A 26,581-nucleotide genomic window follows, 5' to 3' on the forward strand; every position below is an offset into this window, starting at 1 on the left:
TTAATACCAAGTGACGGTCTTTTCATACTGTTCAGTGAGTGCCACAAAGCCCTGCAACTCTAGTGTGGGCAGCTCATTCTTAGCTGCGACGCTGGCAAGCCCACGGGAAGCCAGGTCTTCTGAAAGCAGGAAGATTCGCGACTGACACTGCTGCCATGCCGACCAGGAGGTATCCAGTGCTGCAGTAACCGCTTCTTCGATCAACAGCACGGTATCTTGTCCCCCTATCGCCTGCTGCATTTGAGTAGATGCACTACTACCAGGCGCTTTGGTAAGGATGTGTAGAATCATAATAGCGCTCAATGGGTTCTAAAAATTCAGGATCTGGGCGTGTTGCTGCAAAAGCTCAGGCACTTCCTGTTCAGCTATCATTGTAACGCCCTCAACCAGAGCGTCTGCTGATAAATGCATCTCTTGCAGCGCTCCTTCGGTCACCCAAAGCTTGTCAATATCATACATTTCCAACATATCAATGGTGGGTAGCGTGGCTTTTTGGCCCGGCGCGCCGCTGCCCTGCTCTTTCAGTAGTGCCATTATACCCTGTCCCATAAATAGCAAGTGCACGGACTGGCCAAAGGCCGCTGCAACCAAGGCAGCATCTAACCCTTCACGTAGCCAGTTCGAGCCATGGGGGGCGTGGCGAATTATCACTAATAGCGCATCAGGTGTCGCCATGGGCGCTCCTTTAAGCAAACGTAATGAGGCGATCAACGCGCTGCTGTAGCTCCAGCAATTGTCCTAGACCGGTCAATTCAAAAGGCGGCGCTACATTGAAGGCCTGCTTACCGTGTCGCTGGGCTTCCGATTCGCTCATCAGTCCACGCCGCAACGCTGCGGCAATACAGACATCTAACTGAACCGCATGCTGCTGATGCAGTTCAGTCCAGGCTTCTCGCAGATTAAGCTCATCCTGGGGTGGTGCCATCAGCGATGAAGCATTATGGACGCCATCGTGATAGAAAAACACACCCGCAATTTTATGCCCGCGAGCAAGAACGGCATGAGCAAAACGTAATGCAGAGTGTGGTGCTGGGCTGCTATACGGCGCCCCCATCACCAATAAGCCGTACTGCATGATCATAATACCTGGTAACGGTTAGCCTAAAAAAAGACAGGCCCTATCAAGTAGGGCCTGTCATGCCATCTAACGCGTGATTAGATCAATCGTTGCTCATGATACCCAAAATCGACAACAAGCTAACAAACAAGTTGTAGATGGATACGTAGAGCGTCACCGTGGCCAGAATGTAGTTAGTTTCACCTGCGCGGTGAATAATCTCACTGGTTTGATACAGAATGGCAGCTGAAGCAAATAGCACAAAACCCGCTGATACCATCAGTGAAAGCGCAGGAATTTGAAAGAAGATTCCGGCCACCATGGCCAGTATCAATACGATGGCACCTGCCATCAAGAAGTTGCTCAAGAAGCTAAAGTCTTTCTTAGTAGTTAGCGCGATTGCAGAAAGACCAACAAAGGTCAGACCTGTCATCGCCAGCGCATTCATAATCAACGCGCCGCCATTGGGCAAGGTCAGGTAGGCAGATAGAATCGGCCCGAGTGTGAAGCCCATAAAGCCTGTAAAGGCGAACGTGGCTAATAAACCGGCCGCAGAGTTCGCGGTCTTATGAACCAGGAACATCAAACCGTAGGCACCAATCAAGAACACAAAGATGTTCATCTGTTGGATACCGAGGGCTACAGCAGCACCCGCTGTGACTGCTGAGAACAGCAGCGTCATTGCCAGTAGCGCGTAGGTGTTACGCAACACCTTGTTAGTGCTAACACTGTTGGCAACGCCACTCGATTGAGGACGCGCCGTACGTAAATCGTTGTAAGCCATGTGTTCATGCTCCCTAAATGGTATTTCCAACAACTGACAAGAATGCCGTTACCGAGTTCCAGACGCAAGCCTTTGTCTATGTAGCAAAGCCTGGCTAGCAAATGGTTATTCAACGTTGAATCGCCCCAACGCGCTTTGTCTATGCTTGTTGAACACTTCTTTGGACATCAAAGCGATGAAAAAAATTCTACTTTCCACCACCACTCTGCCACTTTTAGCGCTTTCCATGACCGCCATGGCCTTCTCACCTGCCGGAGAGGATATCTCCTATCGCGTGAATGATGAAAATTTTCAAGGCTATTTTGTCTCCGCGGCCGACAACGCCAAGGGTAGCGTAGTGATCGTTCATGACTGGGATGGGCTGGATGATTATGAGCGCCAACGTGCCGATATGCTGGCCGATGAAGGCTATGACGTTTTTGCCGTGGATCTTTTTGGTGAAGGCAACCGCCCTCAAGCAGTCGAGGATAAACGCGCCGCGACCAATCGACTCTACCAGGATAGAGAGAGAATGCGCTCGCTAACTCTTGGAGGTTTAGCCCAGGCTAGAGAGCAAGGCGCTGCTGAGCAAACGGTCATTATGGGGTACTGCTTTGGCGGTGCGGTAGCGCTAGAAATCGCGCGTTCCGGTGAAGCGGATAATATAGCTGCGTACGCCAGTTTTCACGGCGGACTGAACACCCCCGATGGACAAGCTTACTCAGGTGAAACCGCTCCTATCTTTATTGCCCATGGCGGTGCCGACAGTGCGGTGAGCTTAGAGGACGTCGCGACTCTGGCTGAAGAGTTAGAAACCGCAGGTGTCACCTATGAGGTAGGTATCTATTCAGGCGCCCCCCACGCCTTCAGCGTATTTGGCAGCGATGCCTACCATGAACGCGCCGATGAACGCTCTTGGACAGCTTTCAATAACTGGTTGGCTGAAATGCTTTAAATACAAATAACCCTAGCAGAGTTCAACACTGCTAGGGTGTCTAAATACTCAGTTCAGCAGAACGTATTTGAAGCCTGTATTAAGATACCCGTTGCTTAACTTTGGGCTTCTTCTTCGTCTTCTTTTTCATCTTTATGTGGCGTAACGGTGGTCACCGCCGTTTGTCGCACATTTTGGGAAGCATTATAGAGGCGAGCATCCATTACATACAGTACCGCCAGTTGCGCAAATAGCACCGCAAAACAGACGATTAAACCTTTTAACATGGCGGCATATCCAGAGATGGGGGGGGCTAGCATCTGCATATTAGCCGATCGCTAGCCAAACACAATTTATTTTATGTGCCTTAACATGCCCTGTTTGAAAACGTTCGAAATTACGAGGATCTTTACCGGCTAATCCTTTAATCCTTAACGGATACTTTGCGCAAATCTTCAATCGTCACCCCTTCGGGTAAGTCTGATTCCTCCGCGGGTAGCCATACGGGGGAAAGATCGCTATCTTCTCGCCCATCTGCATACCGATGTCCGGGAATACGGTAAACAATCTGACTATGGTGGTGATCCCACGCAAATACACGATCCATATGCTTATCCTACCTATAAAAAGAGAACCCTATTGATGACATAACCAAAGCTATGACATGCACGCTTGGCATGATGTTCCGTCACCTATTATCGACACATGCGATACCTATGAGGTTAAATGTCAAAAGAATTATTTGCTGACAAGGAGTTACCAATGAAAGCACTCATCGCCCTTTGCCTGATTACCTTTACACTGGCAGGCTGTAGTTCAGGCCCCACCTCATCTAGAACGGCAGATTGCCGCCAGCTCGCAGAGGAGGCTGGCGACACCATGGTCTACGGCGATTGCATACGCGGCACGCAAGTAAATAAAGCTGGCTTTTAATACCCCCTTCGTTTTGCGTTGATTGTGCATAACAACATCAACGCCCATGCCTAGAAAACTAGGCGGGTATATCACCACCGTAAGAGACCGCTATGCCTGTTATTCAGCAACTCATTCGCGTACTGAAAGCATCTACGCTACAAATTTCGTGGACATTCCTTCTACTTATTGTGTTGGCACACATGGGCACTACATGGGTGCTTTTTTCGCTAGTCGGCGAAGCGATAGCCGACTCCCCTACCAATTGGGTCTACTTTTATGTGGTTGTCTCCAGCACCGTAGGGTTCGGTGATTTCAGTCCGACAACCATGGCTGGAAAGTGGATAGCCACGCTTTATCTTATCCCAGGCGGCATTTCACTATTTGCTGCCTTAATCGGCAAAGCCACGGTCACCCTTTCAAATTTTTGGAGATTACAGATGCAAGGAAAAGGCGATTTTAGCCATCTATCCGGCCACACGCTCGTCATTGGCTGGCACGGAGAAACCACTGAGCGCATTTTAGACATTCTCAAAGCTGATAAAGGCCTACCGGATGAAGTCGTGCTCTGCGTTACTAAAGAGATGAGCAATCCACGCCCGGCGGATTTAAAATTTATTAAGGGAGAGAGCTTCTCCAATGCTGAACTTCTCAAGCGGGCCGGGGTTGAGAGCGCCAGCCGCATTATCATCTACGACACGAGCGATGAGCGGGTTGCGACCGTCGCGCTGAGTGCCTACAGCCTTAAAGCAAAAAATGCCCATATCGTCGCCCACTGCGCCAATCCCGATACTGCAGCCATGTTGCGACGTACCTTGCCAGGTATTGAATGCACCCAGGCCCTAGCACTGGAAATGCTGGTTCGCTCAGCTTCCGATGCGGGAATATCGCGGGTCGTCAACGAACTACTCGCCGTTGATCGTGGCGCAACCCAATACCAAACCCGATTAATGCAGCCGCCTGCCGGTGCCACCTTTGGCGACTTATTTATGCAAGCAAAAAAGGTTTGCAACGCCACCGTGCTAGGCCTTGCCAACAGCAGCGATGACAGCGAAGGCAGCATGCTTAACCCTGCTACTGATCGACCACTGAAGGATGGGGACATTATTTACTACATGGCCAATACACGTCTTTCACAGCAACAACTGAGCGAGCTGCTCACCGAGGCGCACACAGTGTAGGGCTTAGGCGTTGTTGCTGGCTTGGGTGTTTTCTCCCCGCCGCAACACTACCTTCTCAACTTCCAGCACTATCATCATAGCGACACCGATAGTGATGATTAACACCCCATCGGTAATCCTCACTGGCCGAGTATCAAACAGGTGATGCATTATCGGTAGATACGTGAAGGCAAGCTGAGCAATGAAGACCAACGTCACCGCTATCAACACAGCGGGGGTTCCCAACACGCCACGCCAGTTAAACGAAGTCATGTGCAGGTAGCGCACATTGAACAGATAGAACACTTGAAGCACTACGATGGTGTTAACCACTAAAGTACGGCTCAAGGGCAGCTCATCTCCTCGGCCAAGCGAGTAGAAGAACATCCCCAGTGCTGCTATCAGGAACAAAAACGACACAAACACGATGCGCCATACCAGGAAGGGGGTCAATAACCCCTGCCCTGGAGGCCTTGGCCGACGCTGCATGACATTGGGCTCAGCCTTCTCAAAAGCCAGCGACAAGCCGAGAGTGACCGCCGTGATGAGATTGATCCATAGGATCTGGACGGCTGACATCGGCATGGCGAAATTAAACACAATCGCGGCAATGACAGCCAGCACTTGGCCCCCATTGGTCGGTAACGTCCAAGCCGTCACCTTGCGAATATTGTCGTAGACCACTCGGCCTTCATTCACTGCAGCCACGATAGAGGCGAAGTTATCGTCGAGCAGAACCATCTGTGAGGCTTCTTTTGCCGCATCGGTGCCTTTATGTCCCATACCAACACCGACATTTGCCTGCTTCAACGAGGGCGCATCATTAACGCCATCACCGGTCATAGCCACGATGGCACCGGTCGCTTGCAGCGCTCGAACAATACGCAGTTTATGTTCGGGGTTAGTACGGGCAAAAACACTGGTCTCGCGAACGATGTCAGGTAGATCACTATCAGCAATGTCGTCAAGTTCACGCCCCGTTATTACGTGCGGGTCATCATCAAGCCCTAACTGGCGCGCAATAGCCGCTGCCGTCGCGGCGTGATCGCCGGTAATCATTTTCACCCTAATACCGGCGGAATGGCACTCTTTAATGGCGGCCATTGCCTCCTCCCGCGGCGGGTCGATAAAGCCGATTAAGCCAACAAAAACCAACTCATCATCGAGGTCAGCAAACGACAGCTTATGGGAGCTGGATGAAACCTGCTTAGTCGCTAAACCGAGCACTCGCTCGCCCTGGGCAGCCGCCTCTGCGATACGTGCCGTCCAGGCATCCTTGTCCAGCGGCACACTTCCCTCATCAGCCGCCTGAAGTGAGCATAACTGCAGCAATTCGTCCGGAGCACCCTTGACGAATACCCTAGCCCCCTCCGTCGCATGGCAGTTTAGCGTGGCCATAAAGCGGTGCTTGGCATCAAAAGGGATCTCGGCAACGCGGGGCCACTCGTGCCGGGTAGCATCAGGCTCCAAACCAGCCTTGATGGCCAACACGACTAGTGCCCCTTCCATAGGATCGCCTATCGCGTGCCACTCTCCATCGCTATCGATCAGTTGAGCATCGTTGCATAGTAGTCCGGCCAAGATCAGGCTATCGATATCCGTCGGCCACGTATCTTTAGTGGCCTTCTCCGCCGTCTCTGCTGTTAATTGCCCTTCCGGCGCATAGCCCGCCCCCGACACCGTCATGCGGCCACTAGGGGCCTCCAGTCGACGCACGGTCATTTCGTTACGTGTTAGCGTACCGGTTTTGTCAGAGCAGATGACTGACGTTGCCCCGAGTGTTTCAACTGCGGGCAGCTGGCGGATAGCGGCGTTGCGTCGCGCCATACGCTGCACACCGATAGCCAGGGTAATGGTAATGACTGCTGGCAGGCCTTCTGGTATTGCTGCGACGGCCAAGGCCACCACCGCTATGAGCGCCTCCGACCAGACATGACCGCGCATCAATACCGCGAAGGCAAACAGTACGACTGTGACAGCCAACGTAACCCAGGTGAACTGCTTGCCGAAGCGATTGATCTGCTGCAGCAACGGCGTGGTGAGTGGTTGAACATCGCGCAGCAGCGTACTGATACGACCGATCTCAGTATCACTCCCGGTGGCCACCACAACCCCTGTCGCTTGCCCAGTGGCTACCAGCGTGCCCGAATAAGCCATGGAGTGGCAGTCGCCTAACGCGGCCTCCTTTGGTGCTGGTGCCACCCGCTTCTCTGCCGCCACCGACTCGCCGGTCAAAATAGCTTCCTCGATTTGCAATGAGCTGGCACGAATCAGGCGCAGGTCTGCAGGCACGCGATCTCCTGCCTCCAACGAAACAATGTCACCCAAAACAATCTCATCGACGGGCACTTCAGTATGTTTTCCTTCCCTAACCAGGTGGGCGTGTGGTGCGATAAGGTTGCCGATTGCATTGAGTGCTTTCTCTGCCTTGCCTTCCTGCACAAAGCCGACCACGGCGTTGACCAAAACCACGGCAACAATGACCGACGCATCCACAAAATGCCCCAGCAAAGAAGCAGCGACGGCAGCCGCCAACAGGAAATAGATCAGTGCGTTATGAAAATGCGCGAAGAATCGAAGCAGCAGATGTCGGCCAGCAACTGCCGGCAACTGGTTACGTCCATACTTCTCTAAGCGCCTTGCCGCCTCATCTACGCTTAGCCCCGATGGTGAAGTCTTCAAGTCGGCAAGGACATCCTCGGCGAGCCTGGCATGCACTGCTTGTGGCAAGTTTTCTGATGGCACAACGGTGTTGGCAGTAGGGGTTTCCATGCTGTCTCCCAAACAAGCTAAAATTGAAGCAGTAAGGTCTTGTCGTCACAGGTTGAAGCACCACCGTTACAGTGTCTGCCATCTCCTTGACCGGCTCGTAAAAGGTTGGCGACTGTAACCGTTGATTCACGATATGCACTACCTTGGAGTGAGCGCGCTTTCAGTAAACCTCAATGACATAAATAGCATGGTTTTATCAGTTAACTCATTGATCTTGAGCAAAGAGCATAGATAATGCCCCTGCCATGCCTAAATTAAAAATAATGCTCATTTTTCAACTTCTATTATTTAGCCTAAATTAGCTGTGAACATTTTTTAATGTCAGCACACCTGCAAAGATATAGAGAAAATTCAATAAAACCGGAGACATAAGTCGTATTGCAACCAGCGCCCATTATACTTAACGGTTAATTATTAATAATTACTTCGCATTAAAACATTGATATCGATCAATGTAGTAACAATTAAATTTTTCAGTAAAAGCAGTGAATACTATACTTCTCTCATCACGTGAGGAGGACAAACAATGACAACATCAGCGTTTCAAAAAGCTTCCCCTAATACAGCCAATACCAAAGTATTTAATAACAATGACTTGCTTGTTTTTTGGTATCAACCTTGGGTTGAAACATCCAATTCGGCGGCCAAGCTGCACTGTATTTGGCTGGAAACAATTAATGACGCATTTCGCCATGAAATCGACTTCCTTGCGACCATGGCACCCGTTTATAGCAAGCTTACACACTGCATGCTGGGCTTCAACGGGCCTCTGACGCCGGAATCGATGACATCCTGCTACCACCAAATCGCTGGCGAGATGACAGAAGCCACATTCAACCGCATGCGCAGCGTGTCGGAACTCAGTGAAGACTTCAAAGAGCGTCTTTGGTGTGAACTATAGGAACTGACACCGATGCGGTCATCAACAGACGGTCACAGCGCCCAAATGCAGTGGCGCATTTGAAGAGCGGTGGCTGGGGACATGCCCAGCCACCGCTCCTCTATTTAATACCTACTGTTTAACTATCTACTTGCCTATTCATCCGGCGCTAACTCCTCGCGCTTAGGGGGATTGCCCACTCTTACCTCACTAAGATCCTCATGGGAAAGGCCCCGGTACAACGCGAACATCATAGCGAACACCAAAATGAACATCGGTAGGCCAACTACCGTAATCACCTCCTGCAAAGCGGTAAGCCCGGCATCACCTGCAAGCACAATGAGCATCGCGGCCAGCATGCCCTCAGAGACGCCCCAAAACACGCGTTGGTGCCATGGGCCCGGATCCGCGCTGCCGGTGCATAGCATATCAACAACCAGGGATGCAGAGTCGGATGAGGTGGCAAAGAAGATAGCGACGATCACAACGGCCAAACCCTGGATTAAGGTGGCAGCCGGGAAATTCTCAAAGAACGCGAACATGGCGAGTGGAATGCTTTCACCTACGGCGGCAGATAAAAGGCCAGCCTGCTCGCCCAGCGCTTCTCGGGCATCAGCGCCAATCCCATCAATCTCCATTGCCGACCAACCAAAGATCGCGAACCAGACCAGCGTGAAGATGGAGGGGGCGAAAAGCACGCCAAGAACGAATTCGCGAATGGTACGCCCACGTGAAATGCGCGCTACAAAGATACCGATAAATGGCGACCACGTCACCGTCCAGGCCCAATAGAAGACTGTCCAGCTACCCTGCCACCCCCAGGCGCCGCCCTCTCTGGAGTAGCTTGCAAGCGTGTCATTCCAGAACGCCATCGGCAGCAGGTTCGTTATGTAGAGGCCGAAGGTTTCGACTACAGCACGCAAAAGGAAAACGGTCGAACCGGTAAAGAGCACAAACAACAAAAGGCCAACGGCCATGGCGATATTGATATTGGAGAGACGCTTCACGCCTGAATCGAGACCCGCAACAATCGACCCCACGGCGACAGAGGTGAGTATGGCGATGATGATTACTTTGGTGATAACGGCATCTGGAATATCAAACAGTTCCGTTAGCCCCGCGTTGATCTGTTGGGTGCCCAAGCCTATAGAGACAGCTACCCCAAACAGCGTGCCCAGTATCGCGAAGACATCAAGGGATTTGCCAAGAGGCCCGTAAATACGCTCACCTAGCAGCGGATAAAATACTGAACTAAAGCGCATCGGCAGGTTGTAGCGATAGATGAAGTACGCAAACGCCAACCCTGGCATCGTGAAAATCGCCCAGGTATGTAGCCCCAGATGATAGATCGAAAAACTCATGGCATCGTCGGCGGCTTCCACAGAGAAAGGCACAACATCCGGCCTGGGGGGGTTAGAAAAGTGGGAAATAGGCTCCGCCACCCCCCAGAACATCAATACCGTGCCAATCCCCCCCGCAAACAGCATGGTGAACCAGGAAATATTATCGTAGGCTGGCTTTGCATCATTGCCACCCAAACGGATCGCCCCGTAACGGCTAAGCGCCGCCCAGAGCAGAAAGGCCACCCAGCTCGTCACCCCTAAAATAAAGAACCAGCCAAGGTTGGTAACGATCCACTCCCGCCCGGCACCAAAGGCCGCCCCTATGGGACCCGGCGCAATCAGTAGCACCACAAGAAAAAGGATCATGATCCCTGCGGACGTAAAAAAAATAGTGGGATCCGTCTTGAGACCCAGTTTCTTCGCTAGTGCATCCATTATTATTCCTCCCTTGTCGTTCCAACAACATAGGAGTCATTGGCCGATAACGCCAAGGCGTCAGCGAACCGTGTTTGTCACTACGAGAGCTCCACCGCTTGACGATGGGTACGTACGTGCGAGATTAACGCCCTCAATATAAACGGTTGTTGCTTAGCTTGGGGAAGTCTCCGAATCTGATCATCTCTGACTCAAGTCATTTTCAGTGGGCTGTAACATGCTATTGTTTAGCCACCTGATAAATCACAGGCACGCACGCTCATCGTTAACAGAGAGGTACTCAGTGTTCTACGTTCGCGCTTTCGGCCAATCGTTGCTACACGCCTTGAAAAATTTGTTGCCGATTGTGGCGGTCGTGGTGTTTTTCCAATTGGTCGTACTTCAACAAGCGCCTGAAAATACGCTGAGCATGGCAGTCGGTTTGTTAATCGTGGCGGTAGGCGTTGCGCTGTTTCTTCAGGGCCTTGAGTTGAGCATTTTCCCGGTCGGCAAAAGCTTATCCAATCAATTTGCCAAAAGAGGCTCGGTGCCGATTCTGCTGGCGTTTGGGTTTGCGATGGGATTTTCTGCAGTGGTCGCCGAACCAGCGCTAATTGCGGTCGCTCAACAAGCCCAGGATATTAGCGCCGGCAAAATCGATGCACTTACACTCCGCTTACTGGTTGCCACCTCCGTCGGCATGGTCATTGCGCTGGGGGTTTTCCGTATTATCATCGGCTACCCTCTGCACTGGTTTATGATCATAGGCTACATCACGGTGGTCATTGTCACCTGGTTTGCCCCGGAAGAAATTATCGGCCTAGCTTATGACTCAGGGGGCGTCACCACCAACATTGTCACGGTTCCCCTGATTGCTGCCCTGGGCATTGGCCTGGCCGCGTCCATTCGCGGTCGAAATCCGCTGACCGATGGTTTCGGATTGGTTGCACTGGCTGTCATGGTGCCGATGATCACCGTGCAGCTCTACGGCATTATCGTCTACAGCGGCGGGGGCTTAGACGATGTGCAGGTGCTGGCTCTAAAGGATGAAGGTAACGCTATTTCAGGCGCGCTGAAAATGCTGTTGCAGCTGGCTGAGATGATACGAGACGTACTGCCCATCATACTGACCATCCTATTTTTCCAATACATTGTACTGCGGCGCGGACTCTCTAATCCTCGCAAAATAGTGTTTGGCTTTGTGCTGGTCATTTTTGGGCTCTACGCCTTTGTGGTGGGACTTAAAATGGGGCTTTTCCCGATCGGCACCAGCATGGCCGAACAACTCATCGAGCTGGAACGCTTCGGCTTTATTTATCTATTTGCCTTCATGATTGGGTTTGCCACCACCATGGCCGAACCGGCGTTGCTGGCGGTGGGCAAGCAAGCAGAAGAGGCTGCCGCAGGGCGGATTAACGGCAACGCTATCCGACTACTGGTTGCCCTTGGCGTGGCCATTGGCATCAGCATTGGCGTGCACCGGATCATTGTCGGTGGCTCAATGCATTACTACATAATGAGTGGCTACACACTCGTGATCATCCTGACCGCTCTAGCGCCTAAATACATCGTTGCCCTGGCTTACGACTTGGGCGGCGTCACTACATCAGAGGTCACTGTGCCACTGGTAACAGCACTAGGCATTGGTTTAGCCGCCAATATTGAGGGCCGTAGCGTCCTGATTGACGGTTTCGGGCTGATTGCTTTCGCGTCTATTTTCCCTATTGTTACCGTTATGACCTATGCCATTGTGATGCATTGGTGGACAAATCGCAGAGAGGTGCACTCATGAAGTTTTCCGTTCTCGTTGCCATTGTTCCGGAAGATCAGGAACAGGAATGCATCGATTCCGCCCGTGATCTTGGCGCCGGAGGCATTACGGTGATGACGGGTCGTGGCATAAGCAATACCGCCAAGAAAACCTTTTTCGGGCTTACCTACGATGGTAGCCAGAGCGTTCTGGTAATGGTGCTCGAAAAAAGCCTGTCACTGCAAATTCTAAAAGCCATTCAACAGCAACTGATGCCCCAGGAAAACGACTCTCAGGGGCTGGTGTTTACCTTTCCGCTAGAGCATCTCGGCGGCATTGACGTATCCCAGTTCCATAAATTTGAACAACACTTGAAAGAGAATATTTGAGGAGCTTCAGTGATGAAACTGGTCAAAGATGTGATGGTTAGCGATGTGGCTTGCGTTTCACCCTTTGCTAAACTTCGGGAAGCGCTAAGCTTGATGAAGAAGCATAGCGTAAAATCGTTGGTCGTTGAGAAACAGCATCCCAACGATGCCTATGGGCTTATCACCTACACCAATGTTCTTAAAACAGTGGTGGCTGAGGAAGGCGATATCGACCTTCTTAACGTCTATGACGCCTGCGCCAAACCAGCGCTGTCGGTCGGCAAAAGCCTGTCAGTACGGCAGGTAGCAGCAATGATGACCGAACACCGGGTAAAGCGAATTTTGGTACTGGAAGACAACGACCTGCTAGGCTTTGTCACCATGGACGATATCATGGCGGTACTACTGGAGCAGGTAGAGTAGTCGCCAGTTAACATTGATAAGCCACAAAAGGCGCCGCTACCCGCATCCGGATACTTAGTCCTCCAGATACGGATAAAAGCGCCCATCGTTAGGCATTACGCGTTAGTCAGCGTTAGACGTAAAAGTCCAGATCCTCTTGGGCTTTCAGCAGATCGCGCATTTTGATGGGATCGTCACCAAAGAAGAAGATCAGACCCCAGTGTGTTCCGAAGGCGGACCGGTCAGGCACCGTCTCTTCAGCGGGTGCAACCAGTTCATGTGACTCGAAGTAAGGGTGATTAATCGTTTCTTCGGGCATTTCCAGCTTGCTCACCACACGACGGCGTGGATACACGCCAAAGCAGCCTGCATACCCCTTAGCATCGACAACTTCTTTGGGGAAGAAGGCAGCTACCTCCTCTTTGGTACTCTTCGGGTCGAACACCAGCATTGATGCCTGATAAGCGTTAAATCCGTAGGCCTTCTCAATCAGCTCAAACGCTTTAAAGCCGGGTGGGCGGTAAGCAACCTCGCCAAAGTACATTTCACCGTCAGCCGTTACGAAGTACTCGGGATGAATCAAGCCAAACTGGATATCGAAGGTTTTGATCAGCAATTCGATCTGCTTGGTGATCGCATTGCGCCAGCTCTCGAGTTCTGCGGTTGCGGGTACAAATACCGAGTAGCCTAACGTCACATATTCCGAAATGTTCAGAAACTGAATTTTTCCATCGTGTATCCAGGCTTCAACGGCAAACTCCCAGCCGCTCAAGTGGCTTTCCATCAGCAGCGGATACTCTTCATCCGGGATGTTATCGATCTCTTCTATCGTGCGAATCATGCGGTGGCCAAGACAACCGGCCTTGTCGAACGCTTTGACGTGAATCGGGTCATCCGGATCACCATCCAGTTTAAGCAACGTCTGATTGACGCGCTTCATAAAGCGGACAATATCCTCTTTCTCGTGCGCCTCTTCGAATATCCCTACGCGGATACCACCCAACTGCGCGCGGCGCTTCATCAACGCCTTGTCGCGGAACAGAATGGACTGCCCGAACATGCGTGGGCTGTCGAGGAGAACAGAGTTGATCGCGCCCGACCACTCAACGGTTTCTTCGAACAGCGGGATGGCAACATCGACTCCCTCCTCCTTCAACCGTTCGGCAATTTCCATGGAGCGATCATTCAGTCGAATAAAGTCCCACGGAATGAAAGGAATATTATTAGCGGCGCAGAAATCCGCTGCCCACTCGGGCGCTACAACGATGTAACGACGGTCAAATTTTTGCGCCGCCTTGATCGCATTGATGCTCCAGCCCAGTAGAGCGATATAACCTTTGTTTGGATCTTTAGGGGTCTCCGTGCCTTTGACCGAGTCCATTTCAGGATCACGCCAGGCCGCTATTGCTTCGGGCATTTGCTTTTCTGATGATATCGACATTCGATGTCCTCCTTGCTGGTTGACCCAAAGTGACGGGGCTGAGATTGGAGCGCACCAAGTGAGCTGAGCCGCAGTCATTTGTGTTCAGGAGCGATTGAGCAAGCCAGCATTAGGAAAGTTTTTAGCGCACCCGTGTAACTAAGTTAGTCGATCCAGTTACATATGGCAATTAATCTGTAGAGTTTCTGTTGAATAACTGTAGAAGTTATCTCGCTGATAGATGGGCATAATTTCTAAAGCGCTGTTGACCAACAGAACCACATACATCGAAAAAAATCAGAAGATCGAGCCCTTATTTACGCGTCTTCGATTAACCACCATCATGCTCAGCGGCGTCTTCGGGCAACCATTAAAATTCCACTGGCTTGATATGGATCAAGCTACGGCCACTTGCCTAGTGTTCTTAACTGGAAAGACGGCTATGATCGAAAGGCAATATGTTATTACGTTATTCCAAAAGTTAATAAAAGCCCTTAGAACTAGCGCTTAAAACTAATGAACACCAAACTCAGCTTGAGGAGTACGCTATGAGCCGCAACATCGGTGGTATCGATAAAATTTTACGCATCCTGGTGGGGATTGTACTGATCGTACTGGCTCTAACAGGCACCATTGGCGTCTGGGGCTGGATCGGTGTACTGCCGTTAGCCACCGGGTTATTTAACTACTGTCCAGCCTACAAGCTCTTCGGTCTCAATACCTGCAAGATTAAATAGCGGCTCACACTCAGTGGCCTGCCGTTGCACAACGGGTGCTTAGCGTCCCAACCTCGGTTACTCTACACTTCTGTTTGCGCTCCATGACTGAAGGATAGCCGTACCTATGTTGGGATTCCTGCAGGGATTTTCCTATGGCCTGTTTATGACCTGCCTGCCCTGGCTACTGGTCGGCCTGTTCAATCCTGGCTTGGCGGTTCCAGTGATGGCGCCCAGTCGCCTCCAGGTGATCGCCCGCTATTGCCTGGTAGTCCCTTCCATCAGCATGCTGCTGTGGCTGACCTCCCTATGGGGCGGGTTCAGCCCTAGCCTGTTTGGTTGGCTTACAGGCCTTGTCGCCATTCCTGTGGCACTTCCCGCCGAGCGAACGCTACGCGGCTGGCTCGCCCGCCGTCGCCAGCGTCGCCATGAGGCCCAAAGAGAAGCTGAAGCGCAGCGCCGCCGTGCTCAAGAGGAACGCAATGCCTTTGAAGCGGGCGTCTTGGTGCTTGATCCCGCAAGACCACCCGAGGGAGCCAGCGATTTGGTTTTGGCCATGTGTCGGGTCAAGCAGCGCCTTCTCGACGTCCAGCGCCCTGATCTAGCGATCCTCTCAGATCGGCTCTACAGCCGCTACCGGCACGTGATGGACGTGCTGGGTGAGCGGTTCCACACTGGCGAGCTGGCCTTCGAACGTTCGCAAGGCCTGGTCACTCAAGTGTGCTTTGGCGCGGTTGATACATTGACAACCATGGCCTCACAAGCACGTGGAGTGGTGAGTGTGGATGGCAACTACGTGAGAAGTCGGCTGGAGCGGGAGGGCAAACGGTTAAGCGATGAGGAACGAGGCGCCCTGGTGCGACGCCTTGATCTGCTTGTGGAGACCGAACATAGCCTGAATAAGCTCTCCGCGCGCATCGAGTCCGCCCTGACCGTCCTTGACGATACCGCTGTTTCCATGGCGCGTATTGAGACGGCCCGACCCCAGGCATCGGTCACCACTGAGAAAGCGCTGGAGGATCTGCGCCTCTTTGTAGAAGGCGCCGATCGTTATGCCCGCAAAGAGTAATCCAACCTTCATTGCCACCGCGTAGCTTTCTCTATATTTTTCGTTAATCGTTTACTTTGATAGCGCTTTTTAAATCGCTCATTTTAACAACTTGGGAGAACTCTATGGCTCAGCAACCTGATGACAGACGTCGCCTCTCCCTGCCTCCGGTGGACGAGATCGCTGACCAGTTGAAAGCCAGTCACTTCACAGCAAGCCAGGCCGATACCACCGCCCCTGACGAGCATGACATAGATCTTGAGATAGACCTTGAGATAGACCCTGAACTTGAAGCCATGGCTGACCGCTTTGTCGAGGATATCCTTGCCGAAGGAGATGAGGAGTCTACCGTTCGCCAGCGCCGTACCGTAGACGAGATGGGGCTTGAGCTGCAACAGCAGGCAGCCCATCGCAGTGCCATGCTACAGACGCCGCTGCGCAAGCTGGCCCACCAGGGTGACGAAGGCGGGCCGGTCGCCAAGGCACTGACCGATTTGCGTGGACGCATGGAAGGGCTCGATCCCGCGCGCCACCGCTTGGCGCCGACCACCTTGGATCGCGTTCTGGCGGTCATCCCCGGTCTAGACAGTCGTCTCCAGCGCTACTTTCGCAAGTTTGAGAATACCCAACAAGCGCTGGACGCGATCATCGAAGATCTGGAAAGCGGCCGCGACATGCTACACCGTGACAACCTCACCTTGAACGATGACCAGCAGGCGTTAACTAAAATTTTAAGCGAGCTGAACCGCCAGATTGCCCTCGGCCGCATAATCGATCGCCGTCTGCAAGATGAGATCGCCACTCGCGATAGTGATGATCCGCGGCGTCACTTCCTAGAGGAGGAGTTGCTCTTTCCCCTTCGTCAGCGCATCGTCGACCTACAGCAGCAACTGGCTGTAAGTCAGCAAGGCGTGCTGGCGCTAGAGGTCATCATCCGCAACAACCGAGAATTAATGCGCGGCGTGGACAGAGCCATTAACGTCACCGTCTCGGCGCTCACCGTCGCGGTCACTGTGGCGATGGCGATGGCCAATCAGCGCTTAGTGCTGGATCGCATCGAAGCCCTTAACACCACCACAGCGCAGATGATTGGCGGCACCGCCAAAGCGCTGCGACAACAAGGCGTGGATATTCAGAAACGAGCCTCCTCCGCAATGCTCGACATGCAAGTGCTTGAGGAGGCGTTCGGTGAGGTAATGGGTGCCATTGACGATCTATCCAACTACAGGCAGGACGCCCTGCCCCGCCTGGATGAGCAAATCAACCGCATGGCGGCCCTGGCGAAGCAGGGAAATGCCTCCATTGAGCGTCTTCAAGAAGGTAACAAGTCGCAGCCTCAGGAGGGGCGCGACCCCAGTTGATTGTGGCAGCTTACAGCTATTTGAAACGATCAGAGGCGTCCCGGAAGGCTTTTCGCATTAGCTCCCAAGAGTCTTCCATACCTTGACGGACACTCTCCCAGGCCGCACCGCTGGCATGCTGGAGCTCTTCGAGCCTTTGCTGGGTTTCCGCCTGTCGCTTCTTGAGCCGCTCGATGTCCTCTTGGTACTTCACCCTCGCCTCGTCACTCGCCTGACGAGCCTTGGCAGTCAGCTTGTCGATATCAGCATTCCACTCGTCGAGCCTAGCTTTCATTTCCTCAACAAACTCATCGCGTTGCCGCATGGCGTTCTCTCCTCGTGGTAACGGATATGATATGAACCTCTGTCTACTAAGACTAGCTGGAAACCTAGCCGAGTTCATGGTGTTAGTTTTAGCCGTTAAGTCAGGCGCAGGGAGCAAGCGGCCTGCTAGCGATACCGGCGCTTTAAATACGTCCTATTTAAATAGAGTCGCTTGGTGACTCTCCATCTGCATCTCAATTCCCTAAACAATTCTCTTCAACTGCTTAATGTTGCTTGTCCACTGAAACGTCCAATCTGGTCATATTAGCAGCAGATCAACCTGTCATTGCGAAGAAGACATCCCGAGAATATGTCAACACAAGGTAATTAAAAACTGTCATTCGCATCGACGAATATAACGACGGAAGCCCTTGTTAACAAAGGCTCCATGCACCAAGCCGCCAGGACTAATTAACGTTGGTAGCGTGGACTGACCCAAAACAAAACTTACAAGGTAAGCTCATGGACAACACTCGACTCAAAGGTAAAAACTGCCTGATTACCGGCGCCGCACGTGGCATGGGGGCCGCCGTTGCCGAACACTATGCTGCTCAAGGAGCAAAAGTTTGCGTGGCGGATATCAACCTTGAAGGGTGCGAAGAAGTTGCCGCACGTATCAAGGCAAACGGCGGCGACGCCATTGCGGTCAAACTCAATGTGACCGACCGAGCTGAAGTAACTGCCGCTGTTAAAGCCACTGTCGACGCCTTTGGCAGCTTGAACGTGATGGTCAATAATGCGGGCATCAACAAGCCATTGATGTTTCTCGATATTACCGAGGAAAACTGGCACCAGATTATGGATGTTAACGCGTTGGGCTGCCTGCTTGGCATGCAGGAAGCCGCTAAGCAGATGATCAGCCAGGGTAAAGACAACGGCCCTTACAAAATCATTAACGTTGGCTCGATTCTTTCTCGTCAGGCGTTTGACGATGTTGTCCCCTACTCTTGCAGCAAGCATGCGGTGCTGGCCATGATCAACGGCGGCGCTAAAGCACTTGTGGATCACAATATTACCGTCAATGGCTATGGCCCCGGCGTAGTGCGCACTGAACTATGGGAACAGCTCGACAAAGATTTGGTTAGCATCGGCAAATTCGATAAGCAGGGACAGTCGATGGATGAACTTGCTGAGAAAATGATTCTAATGAAGCGTTACTCTTACCCTGAAGATGTGGTTGGTACCGCTTCTTTCCTTGCAAGTCAGGAATCCGATTACATGACAGGCCAACTGCTTATGATCGATGGCGGCATGATCATGCAGTAGCTACCCGTGTTGATCGTCCCCATGTTTTACTCGTGCTTACTGGAACATGGGGATCGGTCATATTAGCGGCCGTTCTTCAATAAACTCCCCTGCTTCGCATTACTTTATCGGCACGTTCCTGAGCAATAGAGAGCGCTTTTTTGATAGAGCGCCGTCCATCCAGCACGTCGAATATCTCATTCCCCGCGATGCTTATAATGTCCGTAATTCCAGGTACAGGTGGGCGTGGCCAGGCCTGTAAAATGTCATTTTCTGCCATTTCGTTGACGATTTTAATCAGCGGCGATAATGCAGAGACCTCAGGATCCTGGCTGACGCTAAAGCGAGGCGTTACCAGGCTGCCATTCATAATATAAAGTTTGGACATGCTGGCAGAGGTCAGGTGCTTGAGCGCCGTCCAGACTGCCTCAACTCGCTCTTCTGCCAAGTTAGCGGGAATGGCCAGGGCATAACCGCCGATGGGTGTTATAGCGCGACCGTGGTTGCCAATCGGATGGGGTAAGTAGCCCGTATTACCATACGCAGGTGAGTGCTTATCTAACTCAAACAGCGGTGCCAGAAGTGTATAGCAATAGGCCATACTGACTTCTCCTGAGGCGTACGATTTAGCCCGCTCGTACCAGGACATATTGAGAATATTAGGCGGCGAATATTTCAAAATATCCAGCATATATTCACAGGCTCGGTAAGCGGCATCTGAATCGAACATAGGTCGCAGTTGCTCGCCCGTGGCTTGCTGAAAGTCATAACCGCCCTGGCAGATGGGAAGATTAAGCAGCGGCTGGCCGAACTTGGCCATAAGAAAACTAAAGGTGTGCCCAAGGGGCGTTCCTCTCGCCGCATTCCAGGCAATGCCGTAACGCCCCTTGGCGGGGTTATGTAACTGCCTAGCCACTTTAACCAGCGCTTCTGTTGTGGTGGGAGGCGTTAACTGTGCCGCCTCGAAAATATCCTGGCGATAGCAAAGCAATTCAGGCGTTGTTTGAACCGGTATTCCGTACTGACTGCCTGCGTACCTGGAGCTCTGAATAGCCATTGGATGGAAATCAGAGAGATCATAATCATCGCGTTTGATTAACGCCTCGAGTGGCATAAGCACCCCACTCGCCGCTAGCTCACCAAACCAGGGTAGGTCACAGGCCACGATGTCATAGCGCGACTTAGCCAAACGAGCGTTGTCTAGAATCTCATCTAGCAAATTATCGATGGATTTTGCCTTGTTACGAATTTCCAGTCCAAAAATCGATTCCAACTGACGCTTCAGGTTGTGCATAGCCATAAAGGTTGGGTCAGCGTGCGCTAGCACACGTAACCCGCCCTTCAGCTCCAGCCTTGCAGATAGCACGGCAGGGGTTGATATCACTCGTTCTGTTGATGAGGTACCAAGAAATATCTTATTGGCGGTGTCGGATGACGGGTCTATCCCGAACAACGGCCCAAGAAACCCTTTGATTCGCTCAGCGTAGCTTTCCCACTCCTGGATCATTTGGGCGGAAGGGTGCAACGAAACCGTTTTACCTGACTTAGTGCGTGGGCGTGAGATCAGCAAACCGCGCTGCATGATGCTTTCGATACCGCGCTTTGCCGTCCCATAGGTAAGGCCAGAGGCATCTGCCAATGATGTTGGGGTGGTTAATCTTCCCGCAAGATGATTGCGCATGACGTGCAGCAACATACGCATCTCGCGATAGCCCAGCGACATGGAAAGCGTGCTTTCAGTTTCGTCTTCGAATTTTTCAATGAAATCGATGAAGCGTGCAAACTCTGTATTAGAAATTTTTGAGGCGGGCATTTGCGACAGCTTATCGTAAGGCCCTTCTGGTTTAGCCTCATTGATCTCAACGTGACCGTCTCTCATGACGACTCCAAAACATCACATAGCCATAAGGCTGACCATCAGTCTATGCCGTCCATGATTAGCCGGATACCCAGCAAAATCAGTAAACACAGAATCACTCGGAAAAAAAGCTCACCATTGATGCGCTTCTGAATAACCAGCCCCAACCGAACCCCCAACCACGCAACAGGCATCAACAGCAGCGCTATCGTCAGGTTATCGATATTCACCAAGCCCAACAGGGTATAGGGAACCAGCTTCACCAAGTTAGTAATCGCTAGAAAGACAACGGCTGTAGCCAAAAATTGCTGCTTGGTTAATGGGCACTGTAGTAAGTAAAAGTTAAGCGGAGGACCGCCAGCATGGGCGATAAAACTGGTAAACCCTGCCACCCCACCACACAAGCGCCCAACCCAGCCAGGCAGCCGCCTTCCGCGCAGCGGTTTGAACAATCCCCACAGGCCAAACAGCACTGAAAAAACACCCAGCACTAGTTTCAGTAGCGCCTCGTCAAACCAGCCATAGGTGAAATAGCCTATCGCCACCCCCAGCACCGCAGGTGGAAACATAAGCCACAATAAACGATCAACCCGCTGCCGCCACCACGCCTTTAGACTAAACACATCCATCACTATCAACAGCGGCAGCATCACCGCCACTGCAAAGGTCGGGCTCGCTTTTAGTGAGATTAGCGGCACAGCCACCACGCCAACCCCACCGGCAAAACCCGACTTGGAAATCCCCGTGAGCAGCACCGCAATAATCATTAGCGCCACGAACACCCAGTCAATAATCATTTGAAAGCCTTTTTAATGTTAAGCCGCGGCTCCACTCGTTAGGAGCGAAAAAGGGGCCATGACAGTCACGGCCCCCCTTCTCGCTTAGGCAAACAATTAAGCGTAGCGATGCGAATGTTTACAGCACTGTACACACTTCATCAAAGGAGAAGCGGTCGCCACGCGGGAACAGCGCGCTGGCATCACCATAGCCTAAGTTACAAAGGAAATTGCTCTTCACTTTGCCATCGGGGAAGAACTCTTCATCCACCGCGGCATTGTTGAAGCCGGACATGGGGCCCGCATCCAACCCTAGCGCACGCGCCGCCAAGATCAGGTAGCCCCCCTGGATAGCGCTATTGCGGAAGGCCGTGGAGTGGATAAAGTCAGGCTTACCCTCGAACAGCGACTTGGCATCCTTATTGTGGGCAAACATACGCGGCAGATGCTCATAAAATTCAGTGTCAAAGCCAATGACAGCCACCACAGGCGCCTTCATGGTTTTTTCTTGATTCCCCGGTAACAGAGCAGGCTTTAGGCGCTCCTTTGCTTCATCGGTGGTCAGAAAAATAATGCGCGAGGGTTGGCAGTTCATAGAGGTTGGCCCAAAGTGCATCAGGTTATACAGTTCGCGCAGGGTCTCCTCGCTGACCTCACGATCCTGCCAAACGTTGTGGGTGCGTGCTTCCGTAAACAGGGTTGCGATAGCGGTTTGATCAATCGTTGTCATGTTATTTCCTCTTTCGATTTAGCCAGCTCAGTACGAGCTGGACGTTCAGGGTGAAAGGTTCAGGCCGTCTTCAAGCCGAAGTCGTAGTGAAAGTAGCGGTAAGACGTTTCCATCTGTCGGCCATCTGGCGCCTGCCCCGCCGGCTGTTGAGCAAACGCCTTAACCAGTGAATCTTTGACGCCAAACACCGCATCAGAATCAAGGTAAGGATCATCCTCAGCAAAAATTTGAGTCACCAAGGTTTCATACCCCGGCGCCATCAACATGAAATGCACATGGGCAGGTCGATATGGGTGACGCCCGGTGATGTCGAGCATTTTGCCGACCGGCCCGTCAGTGGGAATTGGATAAGGTGAGGGAGTCACCGTCCAGAAGGCATAATGACCCTGGCTGTCGGTATGAAAGCGCGCGCGTAATGAGGCGTTTTCCAGCTCAGGCTTTTGGACGTCATAAAAACCTTCACTGTCGGACTGCCACACATCAATGGTGACATTCGCCAACGGTTTACCCTGGGCATCGTGCACGTTGCCCTCGACGAATAGCGGCTCGCCTTCAACGCCCCAATTTATGGCATCACCTTGGTTCGCCTGGGGAGGGTCAGCGACGTAAAAAGGGCCCAACACAGTACTTTCGGTAATATTAGGATCACTGCTCGAATGGTTAATCGCATCGACCAGCATCGTCACGCCAAGGGTGTCAGACAGCAGGATGAACTCCTGGCGTTCGTCGTCACACATCTGCCCGGCACGGGTGAGAAACTCAATTGCCTGAGTCCACTCTTTCTCACTAGGCTGCACCTCGCGCAGGTAGGCATGCAGGTGCTTAACCAAGCCATTAAGCAGCGTTTTAAGCCGTTCATCATCACAGCTAGAAAACTCATCAATCACCGCTGCGGTAATATTGTCGGCTGTTAAGTTACGCATCTTATTGCCCTCCATGCGTTGCTGGCATCGGCTCACCCAGCCCTGAAAGGCGCTCGGTGTGGTGTACGGTGGCGATATAGTCATCACCGCCATGCCCCGTGGCGATAAGAGCGGTATAGGCTTCGCGCATTTGCGCTGCCAGCGGCGTCGACACCCCAGAGCCGTGGGCACAATCGAGTATCAGATCAAGATCTTTGGCCATTTGGGCGGCAGAAAACGTCGAGGTAAAATCGCGTTCTAAAAGTGGTGGTACCTTGTACTTCACCATGGGCGAACCCACCGCGCTGTCAGAGATAAGCTCTAGCATGGCGTCCCATTCAATGTTGCCTTTGCGCGCCAGGGTCAGGGCTTCACTCATCATCCCGGCGCTCACCGCAATCATTAGGTTGATCGCCAGTTTGGCCACCCGGGCCTGCTCTTCATCGCCCAGCCAGTATTGCGCCTTGGTAAAAGCGTCAAACACAGGCTTAGCCGTTGCCAACGCATCCCGTGGGCCAGAGACCATCGCTGACAGCGTGCCCGCCTCTGCCGCTACCGGGTTCCCTGACACAGGGCTGCGCAAATAGGCAATGCCATGGGCCTTCGCCGCCTCGGCCACTCGTGCAGAGGCTTCAACACTTACCGTGCTGGTCTCAATCAAAACAGTGCCGGGCATCATGTGACGAACAAGCTCACCCGACTCAATGCAAAGACCGATCAGCGCGCGGTCATCGGGGATCGAGACAAACACCAGGGTACAATCGGCAACGGCACTAGCCAGGCTCTGGTGTGGGGTAATACCGATATCCTTTGCTAAAGCCAGCCGCTCAGCGGAAAGATCAAATCCTTCTACCGCGGTGCCGGATTGAATAATTCTGGCGGCCATCGGTAAGCCCAGCTTACCCAAGCCTATCCAAGCCACTTTAGCGGGCGAAGGGGACGTTGTGGAAACCGTTGTCATGGGGTTGCCTCCTGTGTCGATTGCGCTTCACGCGCCAGCAGTTCGGCGTGAATACGGTGGCCAGATTTGGCAAGCTCAGCGATACCCTGCTTAGTCTCGATTAACAGACGGCCGCCACGTTTTTTGAACTGCCCAGCCACCATCACACTGTCGACATTGGCAAGGCTTGTTTGCATTACCACCGTAGAAATAGGGTCGTTGACCGGCTGCATATTGAGTTGGTTACTATCCAGCAGTACCAGGTCGGCCTGCTTGCCTGGGGTCAGGCTACCAATGCGGTTATCAAGACCGAGGGCTTTCGCCCCATCCAGCGTGATCCAGCCCAGCGCTTCCCGGGTGGTAATCGTTGAAGTATCAGGAATCTTGCCTTGCTCACGACGCGATGCATCGTTATCAAGGGCGCGCTGCATCCCCAGTGCCATGCGGGCGACGCTGAACATGTCACCCGACAACACAGACTCAAGATCAACCCCCAGCGACACCACGCCTTGGTGCCGACGCACCAGCCCCGTTACCGGAAAGCCATGGCCTTGGGTCATCTCGTTTTCCGGTGCAATCGAGAACGTTACACCGCTGGCGCAGAACCGCGACATCTGGCCATCATCCAGGCTTTGACCATGCACAATGTTGATGTCGGAGCCAAGCAAACCACGCGCTTCTACTTCGTCCCAGGCGCCGGGCGCCACTGCCTCGCCACCGCCCTGATGCATTGAAGCGACGAGACCAAACTCTTTGGCCAGGGCAAAGTCCTGCAGGGTCACCTCTAAGGTGGAGTAGTGAGGGCCAAGAATAGCCATGCCTAAGGTGACAAGCCCTTCCGGGTTTGCCAGTTCGCCACTGAGCAGTCGTTCGATTTCATGGCGCGGGTGGGGAATCTCACTAAAGTGCGGCTGACCAGGTTTTGGGTCGGGTTTGGGCGAGCCGTGCATAAACAGCGCACGAATGCCGGACTCCTTTAACCCTTTTACCGCCGCGTCAGTATGCGCTGGGGTCGGGTTGTTGTGGCACCAGTCACCCAGCGTTGTGGTACCGCAGTTAAGCTGATTAATCGCCCCCATGCGGGTGGCAATGTAGATATCTTCTGGTGTGAATAGCGCGGCAAGCCCCCGGTGTACGTGGCGAAAATACTCAAGCAGCGTCCAGTTGGCGGCAACGCCACGCAGGCCGGTCTGCCAGGTATGCATATGGGCATTGACCAACCCGGGAATGAGGATACCGCCGCCACAGTCAATCACCTCGGCGTCTTGTGCCTTGGGGTCGGCGGTCAGGTCATGACCCACGGCGGCAATACGATCATCCTCAACCAGAAGCTGGCCATCGCTCAGCTCACCCAGCTGCGGATCCATAGTGACAAGGGTGGCGTTAATAAACAGCGTGTTCATTGAGCCCCCCCACTACCTGCCTGGGGTCGAAGCCCCGACTGGGCATCGCTTAACAAACGGTGAATACCACTGGCTTCGACCTCACGTGGATTCCAGTAAGGGTTGCGGGTAGCAATCTCGGTGGCCCGCTCAACGTCTTCCACGCTAAAGCCTAATTCCGAGAGCGCGCTGGGCGCACCGACCGCACGCCCCAGGTCGTAAAGGCCAGCGGCCGCATCGTCACAGCCTAGCGCACGACTGATACGCACCATTGCATCAGGCACCGCAGGCGCGTTATAAGCCAGCGCATAAGGCAGCACTATGGTGTGCGTTTCCGCATGGGGCAGATTGAAAGAACCGCCCAGGGTATGACAAAGCTTGTGGTGCAACGACATACCCACCGAGCCAAGGCAAATGCCACACAGCCATGCGCCGTAAAGCGCATCCGAGCGCGCCTCAGCATGGGTAGGGTCGTTGGCAATCACGGGTAGGCTTCTTGCCAGCGCCGCGATGCCCTCCTCTGCCATCAGCGCAATTACCGGATTGCAGTCGCGGGCATAAAGCGCCTCTACCGCATGGGCAATGGCGTTAATACCGCTAGTCCCCGACATCACAGCGGGTAACGTTAAGGTAAGGTCAACGTCATAAATCACCGTTTCCGGCAGTACTTCCAAGGTGCGCTGAGTGGTCTTGAGACCATCGCGGGTTTCACCCAGGATCGGCGTCATCTCTGAACCGGCATAGGTAGTGGGAATCGCGATCTGAGGTAAGCCCGTACGCAGCGCAATCGCTTTGCCCAAGCCAATGGTCGAGCCACCACCGATAGCAATGGTGCAATCTGCGTTCAGTACTTTCACCACCTGCAAGGCACTCTCAGTCACCTCTACCGGCGTATGCATGGCGGCTTCTGCGTAAACGCCAACGCCCTTCTCACCCAACTGCGCTAGCACGCCACTTGCCTGTTCATGCTGTTGGGGCGTTGCCAGCACCAGCGCGCGTGTGCAGCCGAGATGCTCAAGCTCTTCACTTAGCCGTGACAGGGTTCCTTGGCCAAACACCACGCGGGATGGCAGGCCATCATAAACAAAGGGTTGCATGAAACATTCCTTATACGTTTGATGTGGTATGTGTGCGCGATTGACAGA

Annotated in this window: 28 protein-coding genes; 11 read left to right on the forward strand and 17 right to left on the reverse strand. The window is 52.8% G+C overall.

The window, feature by feature from the left end; all coding sequences use genetic code 11:
* The 4 genes from tusB to ACFIOZ_RS10800 form a co-directional block, all read right to left on the reverse strand.
* On the reverse strand, positions 1 to 291 hold the full coding sequence (gene tusB / locus ACFIOZ_RS10785) for a sulfurtransferase complex subunit TusB (protein WP_386083877.1): 291 nt from the start codon (positions 289 to 291) through the stop codon (positions 1 to 3).
* 18 nt (positions 292 to 309) lie between these two features.
* The gene (gene tusC, locus ACFIOZ_RS10790) at positions 310 to 675 is read right to left on the reverse strand and encodes a sulfurtransferase complex subunit TusC (RefSeq protein ID WP_386083878.1); all 366 of its coding nucleotides are present in this window, start codon (positions 673 to 675) and stop codon (positions 310 to 312) included.
* 10 nt (positions 676 to 685) lie between these two features.
* Entirely contained in the window at positions 686 to 1,075 is a 390-nt protein-coding gene (gene tusD, locus ACFIOZ_RS10795) for a sulfurtransferase complex subunit TusD (protein WP_386083880.1), read from the reverse strand.
* Positions 1,076 to 1,160: 85 nt separating this feature from the next.
* Complete coding sequence (locus tag ACFIOZ_RS10800; RefSeq protein WP_386083882.1) at positions 1,161 to 1,841, reverse strand: Bax inhibitor-1/YccA family protein; 681 nt, start codon at positions 1,839 to 1,841, stop codon at positions 1,161 to 1,163.
* A 175-nt stretch (positions 1,842 to 2,016) separates the two neighbouring features.
* Here ACFIOZ_RS10800 and ACFIOZ_RS10805 point away from each other — a divergent pair, with 175 nt between their 5' ends.
* Complete coding sequence (locus tag ACFIOZ_RS10805; protein ID WP_386083884.1) at positions 2,017 to 2,775, forward strand: dienelactone hydrolase family protein; 759 nt, start codon at positions 2,017 to 2,019, stop codon at positions 2,773 to 2,775.
* 95 nt (positions 2,776 to 2,870) lie between these two features.
* On the opposite strand, the gene ACFIOZ_RS10810 is transcribed toward ACFIOZ_RS10805, so the two are convergent.
* Positions 2,871 to 3,080, reverse strand: coding sequence for a hypothetical protein (locus ACFIOZ_RS10810; protein ID WP_386083886.1), 210 nt, complete (start codon positions 3,078 to 3,080; stop codon positions 2,871 to 2,873).
* Positions 3,081 to 3,178: 98 nt separating this feature from the next.
* The gene (locus tag ACFIOZ_RS10815) at positions 3,179 to 3,361 is read right to left on the reverse strand and encodes a hypothetical protein (RefSeq protein ID WP_386083888.1); all 183 of its coding nucleotides are present in this window, start codon (positions 3,359 to 3,361) and stop codon (positions 3,179 to 3,181) included.
* 155 nt (positions 3,362 to 3,516) lie between these two features.
* On the opposite strand from ACFIOZ_RS10815, the gene ACFIOZ_RS10820 reads away from it, so the two are divergent.
* Positions 3,517 to 3,687: a hypothetical protein gene (locus ACFIOZ_RS10820; protein WP_386083889.1), complete on the forward strand. Its 171-nt coding sequence runs from the start codon at positions 3,517 to 3,519 to the stop codon at positions 3,685 to 3,687.
* Between the two features lie 92 nt (positions 3,688 to 3,779).
* Positions 3,780 to 4,847: an ion channel gene (locus tag ACFIOZ_RS10825; protein WP_386083890.1), complete on the forward strand. Its 1,068-nt coding sequence runs from the start codon at positions 3,780 to 3,782 to the stop codon at positions 4,845 to 4,847.
* 3 nt (positions 4,848 to 4,850) lie between these two features.
* Here ACFIOZ_RS10825 and ACFIOZ_RS10830 read toward each other — a convergent pair whose 3' ends face one another.
* Positions 4,851 to 7,598 (reverse strand): HAD-IC family P-type ATPase, encoded by a 2,748-nt coding sequence (locus tag ACFIOZ_RS10830; RefSeq protein ID WP_386083891.1) that lies wholly within the window; start codon positions 7,596 to 7,598, stop codon positions 4,851 to 4,853.
* A gap of 526 nt (positions 7,599 to 8,124) precedes the next feature.
* On the opposite strand from ACFIOZ_RS10830, the gene ACFIOZ_RS10835 reads away from it, so the two are divergent.
* The gene (locus ACFIOZ_RS10835; RefSeq protein WP_386083893.1) at positions 8,125 to 8,499 is read left to right on the forward strand and encodes a hypothetical protein; all 375 of its coding nucleotides are present in this window, start codon (positions 8,125 to 8,127) and stop codon (positions 8,497 to 8,499) included.
* Between the two features lie 134 nt (positions 8,500 to 8,633).
* Here the strand turns inward: ACFIOZ_RS10835 and ACFIOZ_RS10840 are convergent, their stop codons facing one another.
* On the reverse strand, positions 8,634 to 10,256 hold the full coding sequence (locus ACFIOZ_RS10840; protein ID WP_386083894.1) for a BCCT family transporter: 1,623 nt from the start codon (positions 10,254 to 10,256) through the stop codon (positions 8,634 to 8,636).
* Between the two features lie 283 nt (positions 10,257 to 10,539).
* Here ACFIOZ_RS10840 and ACFIOZ_RS10845 point away from each other — a divergent pair, with 283 nt between their 5' ends.
* Genes ACFIOZ_RS10845 through ACFIOZ_RS10855 form a run of 3 tightly spaced genes read left to right on the forward strand, consistent with a single transcriptional unit; the run spans position 10,540 to position 12,776 of the window.
* Complete coding sequence (locus tag ACFIOZ_RS10845) at positions 10,540 to 12,027, forward strand: DUF1538 domain-containing protein (RefSeq protein ID WP_386083895.1); 1,488 nt, start codon at positions 10,540 to 10,542, stop codon at positions 12,025 to 12,027.
* Entirely contained in the window at positions 12,024 to 12,374 is a 351-nt protein-coding gene (locus ACFIOZ_RS10850; protein ID WP_386083896.1) for a P-II family nitrogen regulator, read from the forward strand. The genes ACFIOZ_RS10845 and ACFIOZ_RS10850 overlap by 4 nt, the downstream gene beginning before the upstream one ends.
* A gap of 12 nt (positions 12,375 to 12,386) precedes the next feature.
* Positions 12,387 to 12,776, forward strand: a complete 390-nt coding sequence (locus ACFIOZ_RS10855) for a CBS domain-containing protein (protein ID WP_386083899.1) — start codon at positions 12,387 to 12,389, stop codon at positions 12,774 to 12,776.
* 112 nt (positions 12,777 to 12,888) lie between these two features.
* Here ACFIOZ_RS10855 and ACFIOZ_RS10860 read toward each other — a convergent pair whose 3' ends face one another.
* On the reverse strand, positions 12,889 to 14,136 hold the full coding sequence (locus ACFIOZ_RS10860; protein WP_386084056.1) for an ATP-grasp domain-containing protein: 1,248 nt from the start codon (positions 14,134 to 14,136) through the stop codon (positions 12,889 to 12,891).
* A 587-nt stretch (positions 14,137 to 14,723) separates the two neighbouring features.
* On the opposite strand from ACFIOZ_RS10860, the gene ACFIOZ_RS10865 reads away from it, so the two are divergent.
* The 3 genes from ACFIOZ_RS10865 to ACFIOZ_RS10875 all read left to right on the forward strand — a co-directional run bounded on the left by ACFIOZ_RS10865 (position 14,724) and on the right by ACFIOZ_RS10875 (position 17,300).
* Positions 14,724 to 14,912, forward strand: a complete 189-nt coding sequence (locus ACFIOZ_RS10865) for a YgaP family membrane protein (protein ID WP_386083902.1) — start codon at positions 14,724 to 14,726, stop codon at positions 14,910 to 14,912.
* 106 nt (positions 14,913 to 15,018) lie between these two features.
* Positions 15,019 to 15,960 carry a cobyrinic acid a,c-diamide synthase gene (locus ACFIOZ_RS10870; RefSeq protein WP_386083904.1) on the forward strand — a complete coding sequence of 314 codons (942 nt, stop codon included), beginning with the start codon at positions 15,019 to 15,021 and terminating at the stop codon, positions 15,958 to 15,960.
* A 104-nt stretch (positions 15,961 to 16,064) separates the two neighbouring features.
* Positions 16,065 to 17,300, forward strand: coding sequence for a toxic anion resistance protein (locus ACFIOZ_RS10875; protein WP_386083907.1), 1,236 nt, complete (start codon positions 16,065 to 16,067; stop codon positions 17,298 to 17,300).
* Between the two features lie 16 nt (positions 17,301 to 17,316).
* On the opposite strand, the gene ACFIOZ_RS10880 is transcribed toward ACFIOZ_RS10875, so the two are convergent.
* A complete protein-coding gene (locus tag ACFIOZ_RS10880) occupies positions 17,317 to 17,604 on the reverse strand; it encodes a hypothetical protein (protein ID WP_088701411.1) in 288 nt (95 codons plus the stop codon).
* A gap of 461 nt (positions 17,605 to 18,065) precedes the next feature.
* Here ACFIOZ_RS10880 and ACFIOZ_RS10885 point away from each other — a divergent pair, with 461 nt between their 5' ends.
* The gene (locus ACFIOZ_RS10885) at positions 18,066 to 18,869 is read left to right on the forward strand and encodes an SDR family NAD(P)-dependent oxidoreductase (RefSeq protein WP_386083910.1); all 804 of its coding nucleotides are present in this window, start codon (positions 18,066 to 18,068) and stop codon (positions 18,867 to 18,869) included.
* Positions 18,870 to 18,945: 76 nt separating this feature from the next.
* Here ACFIOZ_RS10885 and ACFIOZ_RS10890 read toward each other — a convergent pair whose 3' ends face one another.
* The 7 genes from ACFIOZ_RS10890 to ACFIOZ_RS10920 form a co-directional block, all read right to left on the reverse strand.
* Positions 18,946 to 20,727, reverse strand: coding sequence for an ABC transporter substrate-binding protein (locus tag ACFIOZ_RS10890; protein ID WP_386083912.1), 1,782 nt, complete (start codon positions 20,725 to 20,727; stop codon positions 18,946 to 18,948).
* Between the two features lie 38 nt (positions 20,728 to 20,765).
* Positions 20,766 to 21,503 carry a sulfite exporter TauE/SafE family protein gene (locus ACFIOZ_RS10895; protein ID WP_386083914.1) on the reverse strand — a complete coding sequence of 246 codons (738 nt, stop codon included), beginning with the start codon at positions 21,501 to 21,503 and terminating at the stop codon, positions 20,766 to 20,768.
* Positions 21,504 to 21,621: 118 nt separating this feature from the next.
* On the reverse strand, positions 21,622 to 22,212 hold the full coding sequence (locus ACFIOZ_RS10900; protein WP_035579375.1) for a malonic semialdehyde reductase: 591 nt from the start codon (positions 22,210 to 22,212) through the stop codon (positions 21,622 to 21,624).
* A 59-nt stretch (positions 22,213 to 22,271) separates the two neighbouring features.
* Positions 22,272 to 23,135, reverse strand: a complete 864-nt coding sequence (locus ACFIOZ_RS10905; protein ID WP_386083917.1) for an intradiol ring-cleavage dioxygenase — start codon at positions 23,133 to 23,135, stop codon at positions 22,272 to 22,274.
* A gap of 1 nt (position 23,136) precedes the next feature.
* Positions 23,137 to 24,075: an NAD(P)-dependent oxidoreductase gene (locus tag ACFIOZ_RS10910; RefSeq protein ID WP_386083919.1), complete on the reverse strand. Its 939-nt coding sequence runs from the start codon at positions 24,073 to 24,075 to the stop codon at positions 23,137 to 23,139.
* Positions 24,072 to 25,457 carry an amidohydrolase family protein gene (locus tag ACFIOZ_RS10915; protein ID WP_386083922.1) on the reverse strand — a complete coding sequence of 462 codons (1,386 nt, stop codon included), beginning with the start codon at positions 25,455 to 25,457 and terminating at the stop codon, positions 24,072 to 24,074. Before ACFIOZ_RS10915 ends, ACFIOZ_RS10910 begins: the two co-directional genes overlap by 4 nt.
* Positions 25,454 to 26,533, reverse strand: a complete 1,080-nt coding sequence (locus tag ACFIOZ_RS10920) for a maleylacetate reductase (protein ID WP_386083923.1) — start codon at positions 26,531 to 26,533, stop codon at positions 25,454 to 25,456. The genes ACFIOZ_RS10915 and ACFIOZ_RS10920 overlap by 4 nt, the downstream gene beginning before the upstream one ends.
* Between the last annotated feature and the right edge of the window lie 48 nt (positions 26,534 to 26,581).

This window comes from Vreelandella sp. F11, from assembly GCF_042466685.1.
In the GTDB taxonomy this organism is placed as follows: Bacteria; Pseudomonadota; Gammaproteobacteria; order Pseudomonadales; family Halomonadaceae; genus Vreelandella.

Excerpts from the sequence above, each read along its gene's own strand:
- tusB (WP_386083877.1), bottom strand. The coding sequence starts at position 291 with ATGATTCTACACATCCTTACCAAAGCGCCTGGTAGTAGTGCATCTACT.
- tusC (WP_386083878.1), bottom strand. The coding sequence starts at position 675 with ATGGCGACACCTGATGCGCTATTAGTGATAATTCGCCACGCCCCCCAT.
- tusD (WP_386083880.1), bottom strand. The coding sequence starts at position 1,075 with ATGCAGTACGGCTTATTGGTGATGGGGGCGCCGTATAGCAGCCCAGCA.
- ACFIOZ_RS10800 (WP_386083882.1), bottom strand. The coding sequence starts at position 1,841 with ATGGCTTACAACGATTTACGTACGGCGCGTCCTCAATCGAGTGGCGTT.
- ACFIOZ_RS10805 (WP_386083884.1), top strand. The coding sequence starts at position 2,017 with ATGAAAAAAATTCTACTTTCCACCACCACTCTGCCACTTTTAGCGCTT.
- ACFIOZ_RS10810 (WP_386083886.1), bottom strand. The coding sequence starts at position 3,080 with ATGCAGATGCTAGCCCCCCCCATCTCTGGATATGCCGCCATGTTAAAA.
- ACFIOZ_RS10815 (WP_386083888.1), bottom strand. The coding sequence starts at position 3,361 with ATGGATCGTGTATTTGCGTGGGATCACCACCATAGTCAGATTGTTTAC.
- ACFIOZ_RS10820 (WP_386083889.1), top strand. The coding sequence starts at position 3,517 with ATGAAAGCACTCATCGCCCTTTGCCTGATTACCTTTACACTGGCAGGC.
- ACFIOZ_RS10825 (WP_386083890.1), top strand. The coding sequence starts at position 3,780 with ATGCCTGTTATTCAGCAACTCATTCGCGTACTGAAAGCATCTACGCTA.
- ACFIOZ_RS10830 (WP_386083891.1), bottom strand. The coding sequence starts at position 7,598 with ATGGAAACCCCTACTGCCAACACCGTTGTGCCATCAGAAAACTTGCCA.
- ACFIOZ_RS10835 (WP_386083893.1), top strand. The coding sequence starts at position 8,125 with ATGACAACATCAGCGTTTCAAAAAGCTTCCCCTAATACAGCCAATACC.
- ACFIOZ_RS10840 (WP_386083894.1), bottom strand. The coding sequence starts at position 10,256 with ATGGATGCACTAGCGAAGAAACTGGGTCTCAAGACGGATCCCACTATT.
- ACFIOZ_RS10850 (WP_386083896.1), top strand. The coding sequence starts at position 12,024 with ATGAAGTTTTCCGTTCTCGTTGCCATTGTTCCGGAAGATCAGGAACAG.
- ACFIOZ_RS10855 (WP_386083899.1), top strand. The coding sequence starts at position 12,387 with ATGAAACTGGTCAAAGATGTGATGGTTAGCGATGTGGCTTGCGTTTCA.
- ACFIOZ_RS10860 (WP_386084056.1), bottom strand. The coding sequence starts at position 14,136 with ATGGACTCGGTCAAAGGCACGGAGACCCCTAAAGATCCAAACAAAGGT.
- ACFIOZ_RS10865 (WP_386083902.1), top strand. The coding sequence starts at position 14,724 with ATGAGCCGCAACATCGGTGGTATCGATAAAATTTTACGCATCCTGGTG.
- ACFIOZ_RS10870 (WP_386083904.1), top strand. The coding sequence starts at position 15,019 with ATGTTGGGATTCCTGCAGGGATTTTCCTATGGCCTGTTTATGACCTGC.
- ACFIOZ_RS10875 (WP_386083907.1), top strand. The coding sequence starts at position 16,065 with ATGGCTCAGCAACCTGATGACAGACGTCGCCTCTCCCTGCCTCCGGTG.
- ACFIOZ_RS10880 (WP_088701411.1), bottom strand. The coding sequence starts at position 17,604 with ATGCGGCAACGCGATGAGTTTGTTGAGGAAATGAAAGCTAGGCTCGAC.
- ACFIOZ_RS10885 (WP_386083910.1), top strand. The coding sequence starts at position 18,066 with ATGGACAACACTCGACTCAAAGGTAAAAACTGCCTGATTACCGGCGCC.
- ACFIOZ_RS10890 (WP_386083912.1), bottom strand. The coding sequence starts at position 20,727 with ATGAGAGACGGTCACGTTGAGATCAATGAGGCTAAACCAGAAGGGCCT.
- ACFIOZ_RS10895 (WP_386083914.1), bottom strand. The coding sequence starts at position 21,503 with ATGATTATTGACTGGGTGTTCGTGGCGCTAATGATTATTGCGGTGCTG.
- ACFIOZ_RS10900 (WP_035579375.1), bottom strand. The coding sequence starts at position 22,212 with ATGACAACGATTGATCAAACCGCTATCGCAACCCTGTTTACGGAAGCA.
- ACFIOZ_RS10905 (WP_386083917.1), bottom strand. The coding sequence starts at position 23,135 with ATGCGTAACTTAACAGCCGACAATATTACCGCAGCGGTGATTGATGAG.
- ACFIOZ_RS10910 (WP_386083919.1), bottom strand. The coding sequence starts at position 24,075 with ATGACAACGGTTTCCACAACGTCCCCTTCGCCCGCTAAAGTGGCTTGG.
- ACFIOZ_RS10915 (WP_386083922.1), bottom strand. The coding sequence starts at position 25,457 with ATGAACACGCTGTTTATTAACGCCACCCTTGTCACTATGGATCCGCAG.
- ACFIOZ_RS10920 (WP_386083923.1), bottom strand. The coding sequence starts at position 26,533 with ATGCAACCCTTTGTTTATGATGGCCTGCCATCCCGCGTGGTGTTTGGC.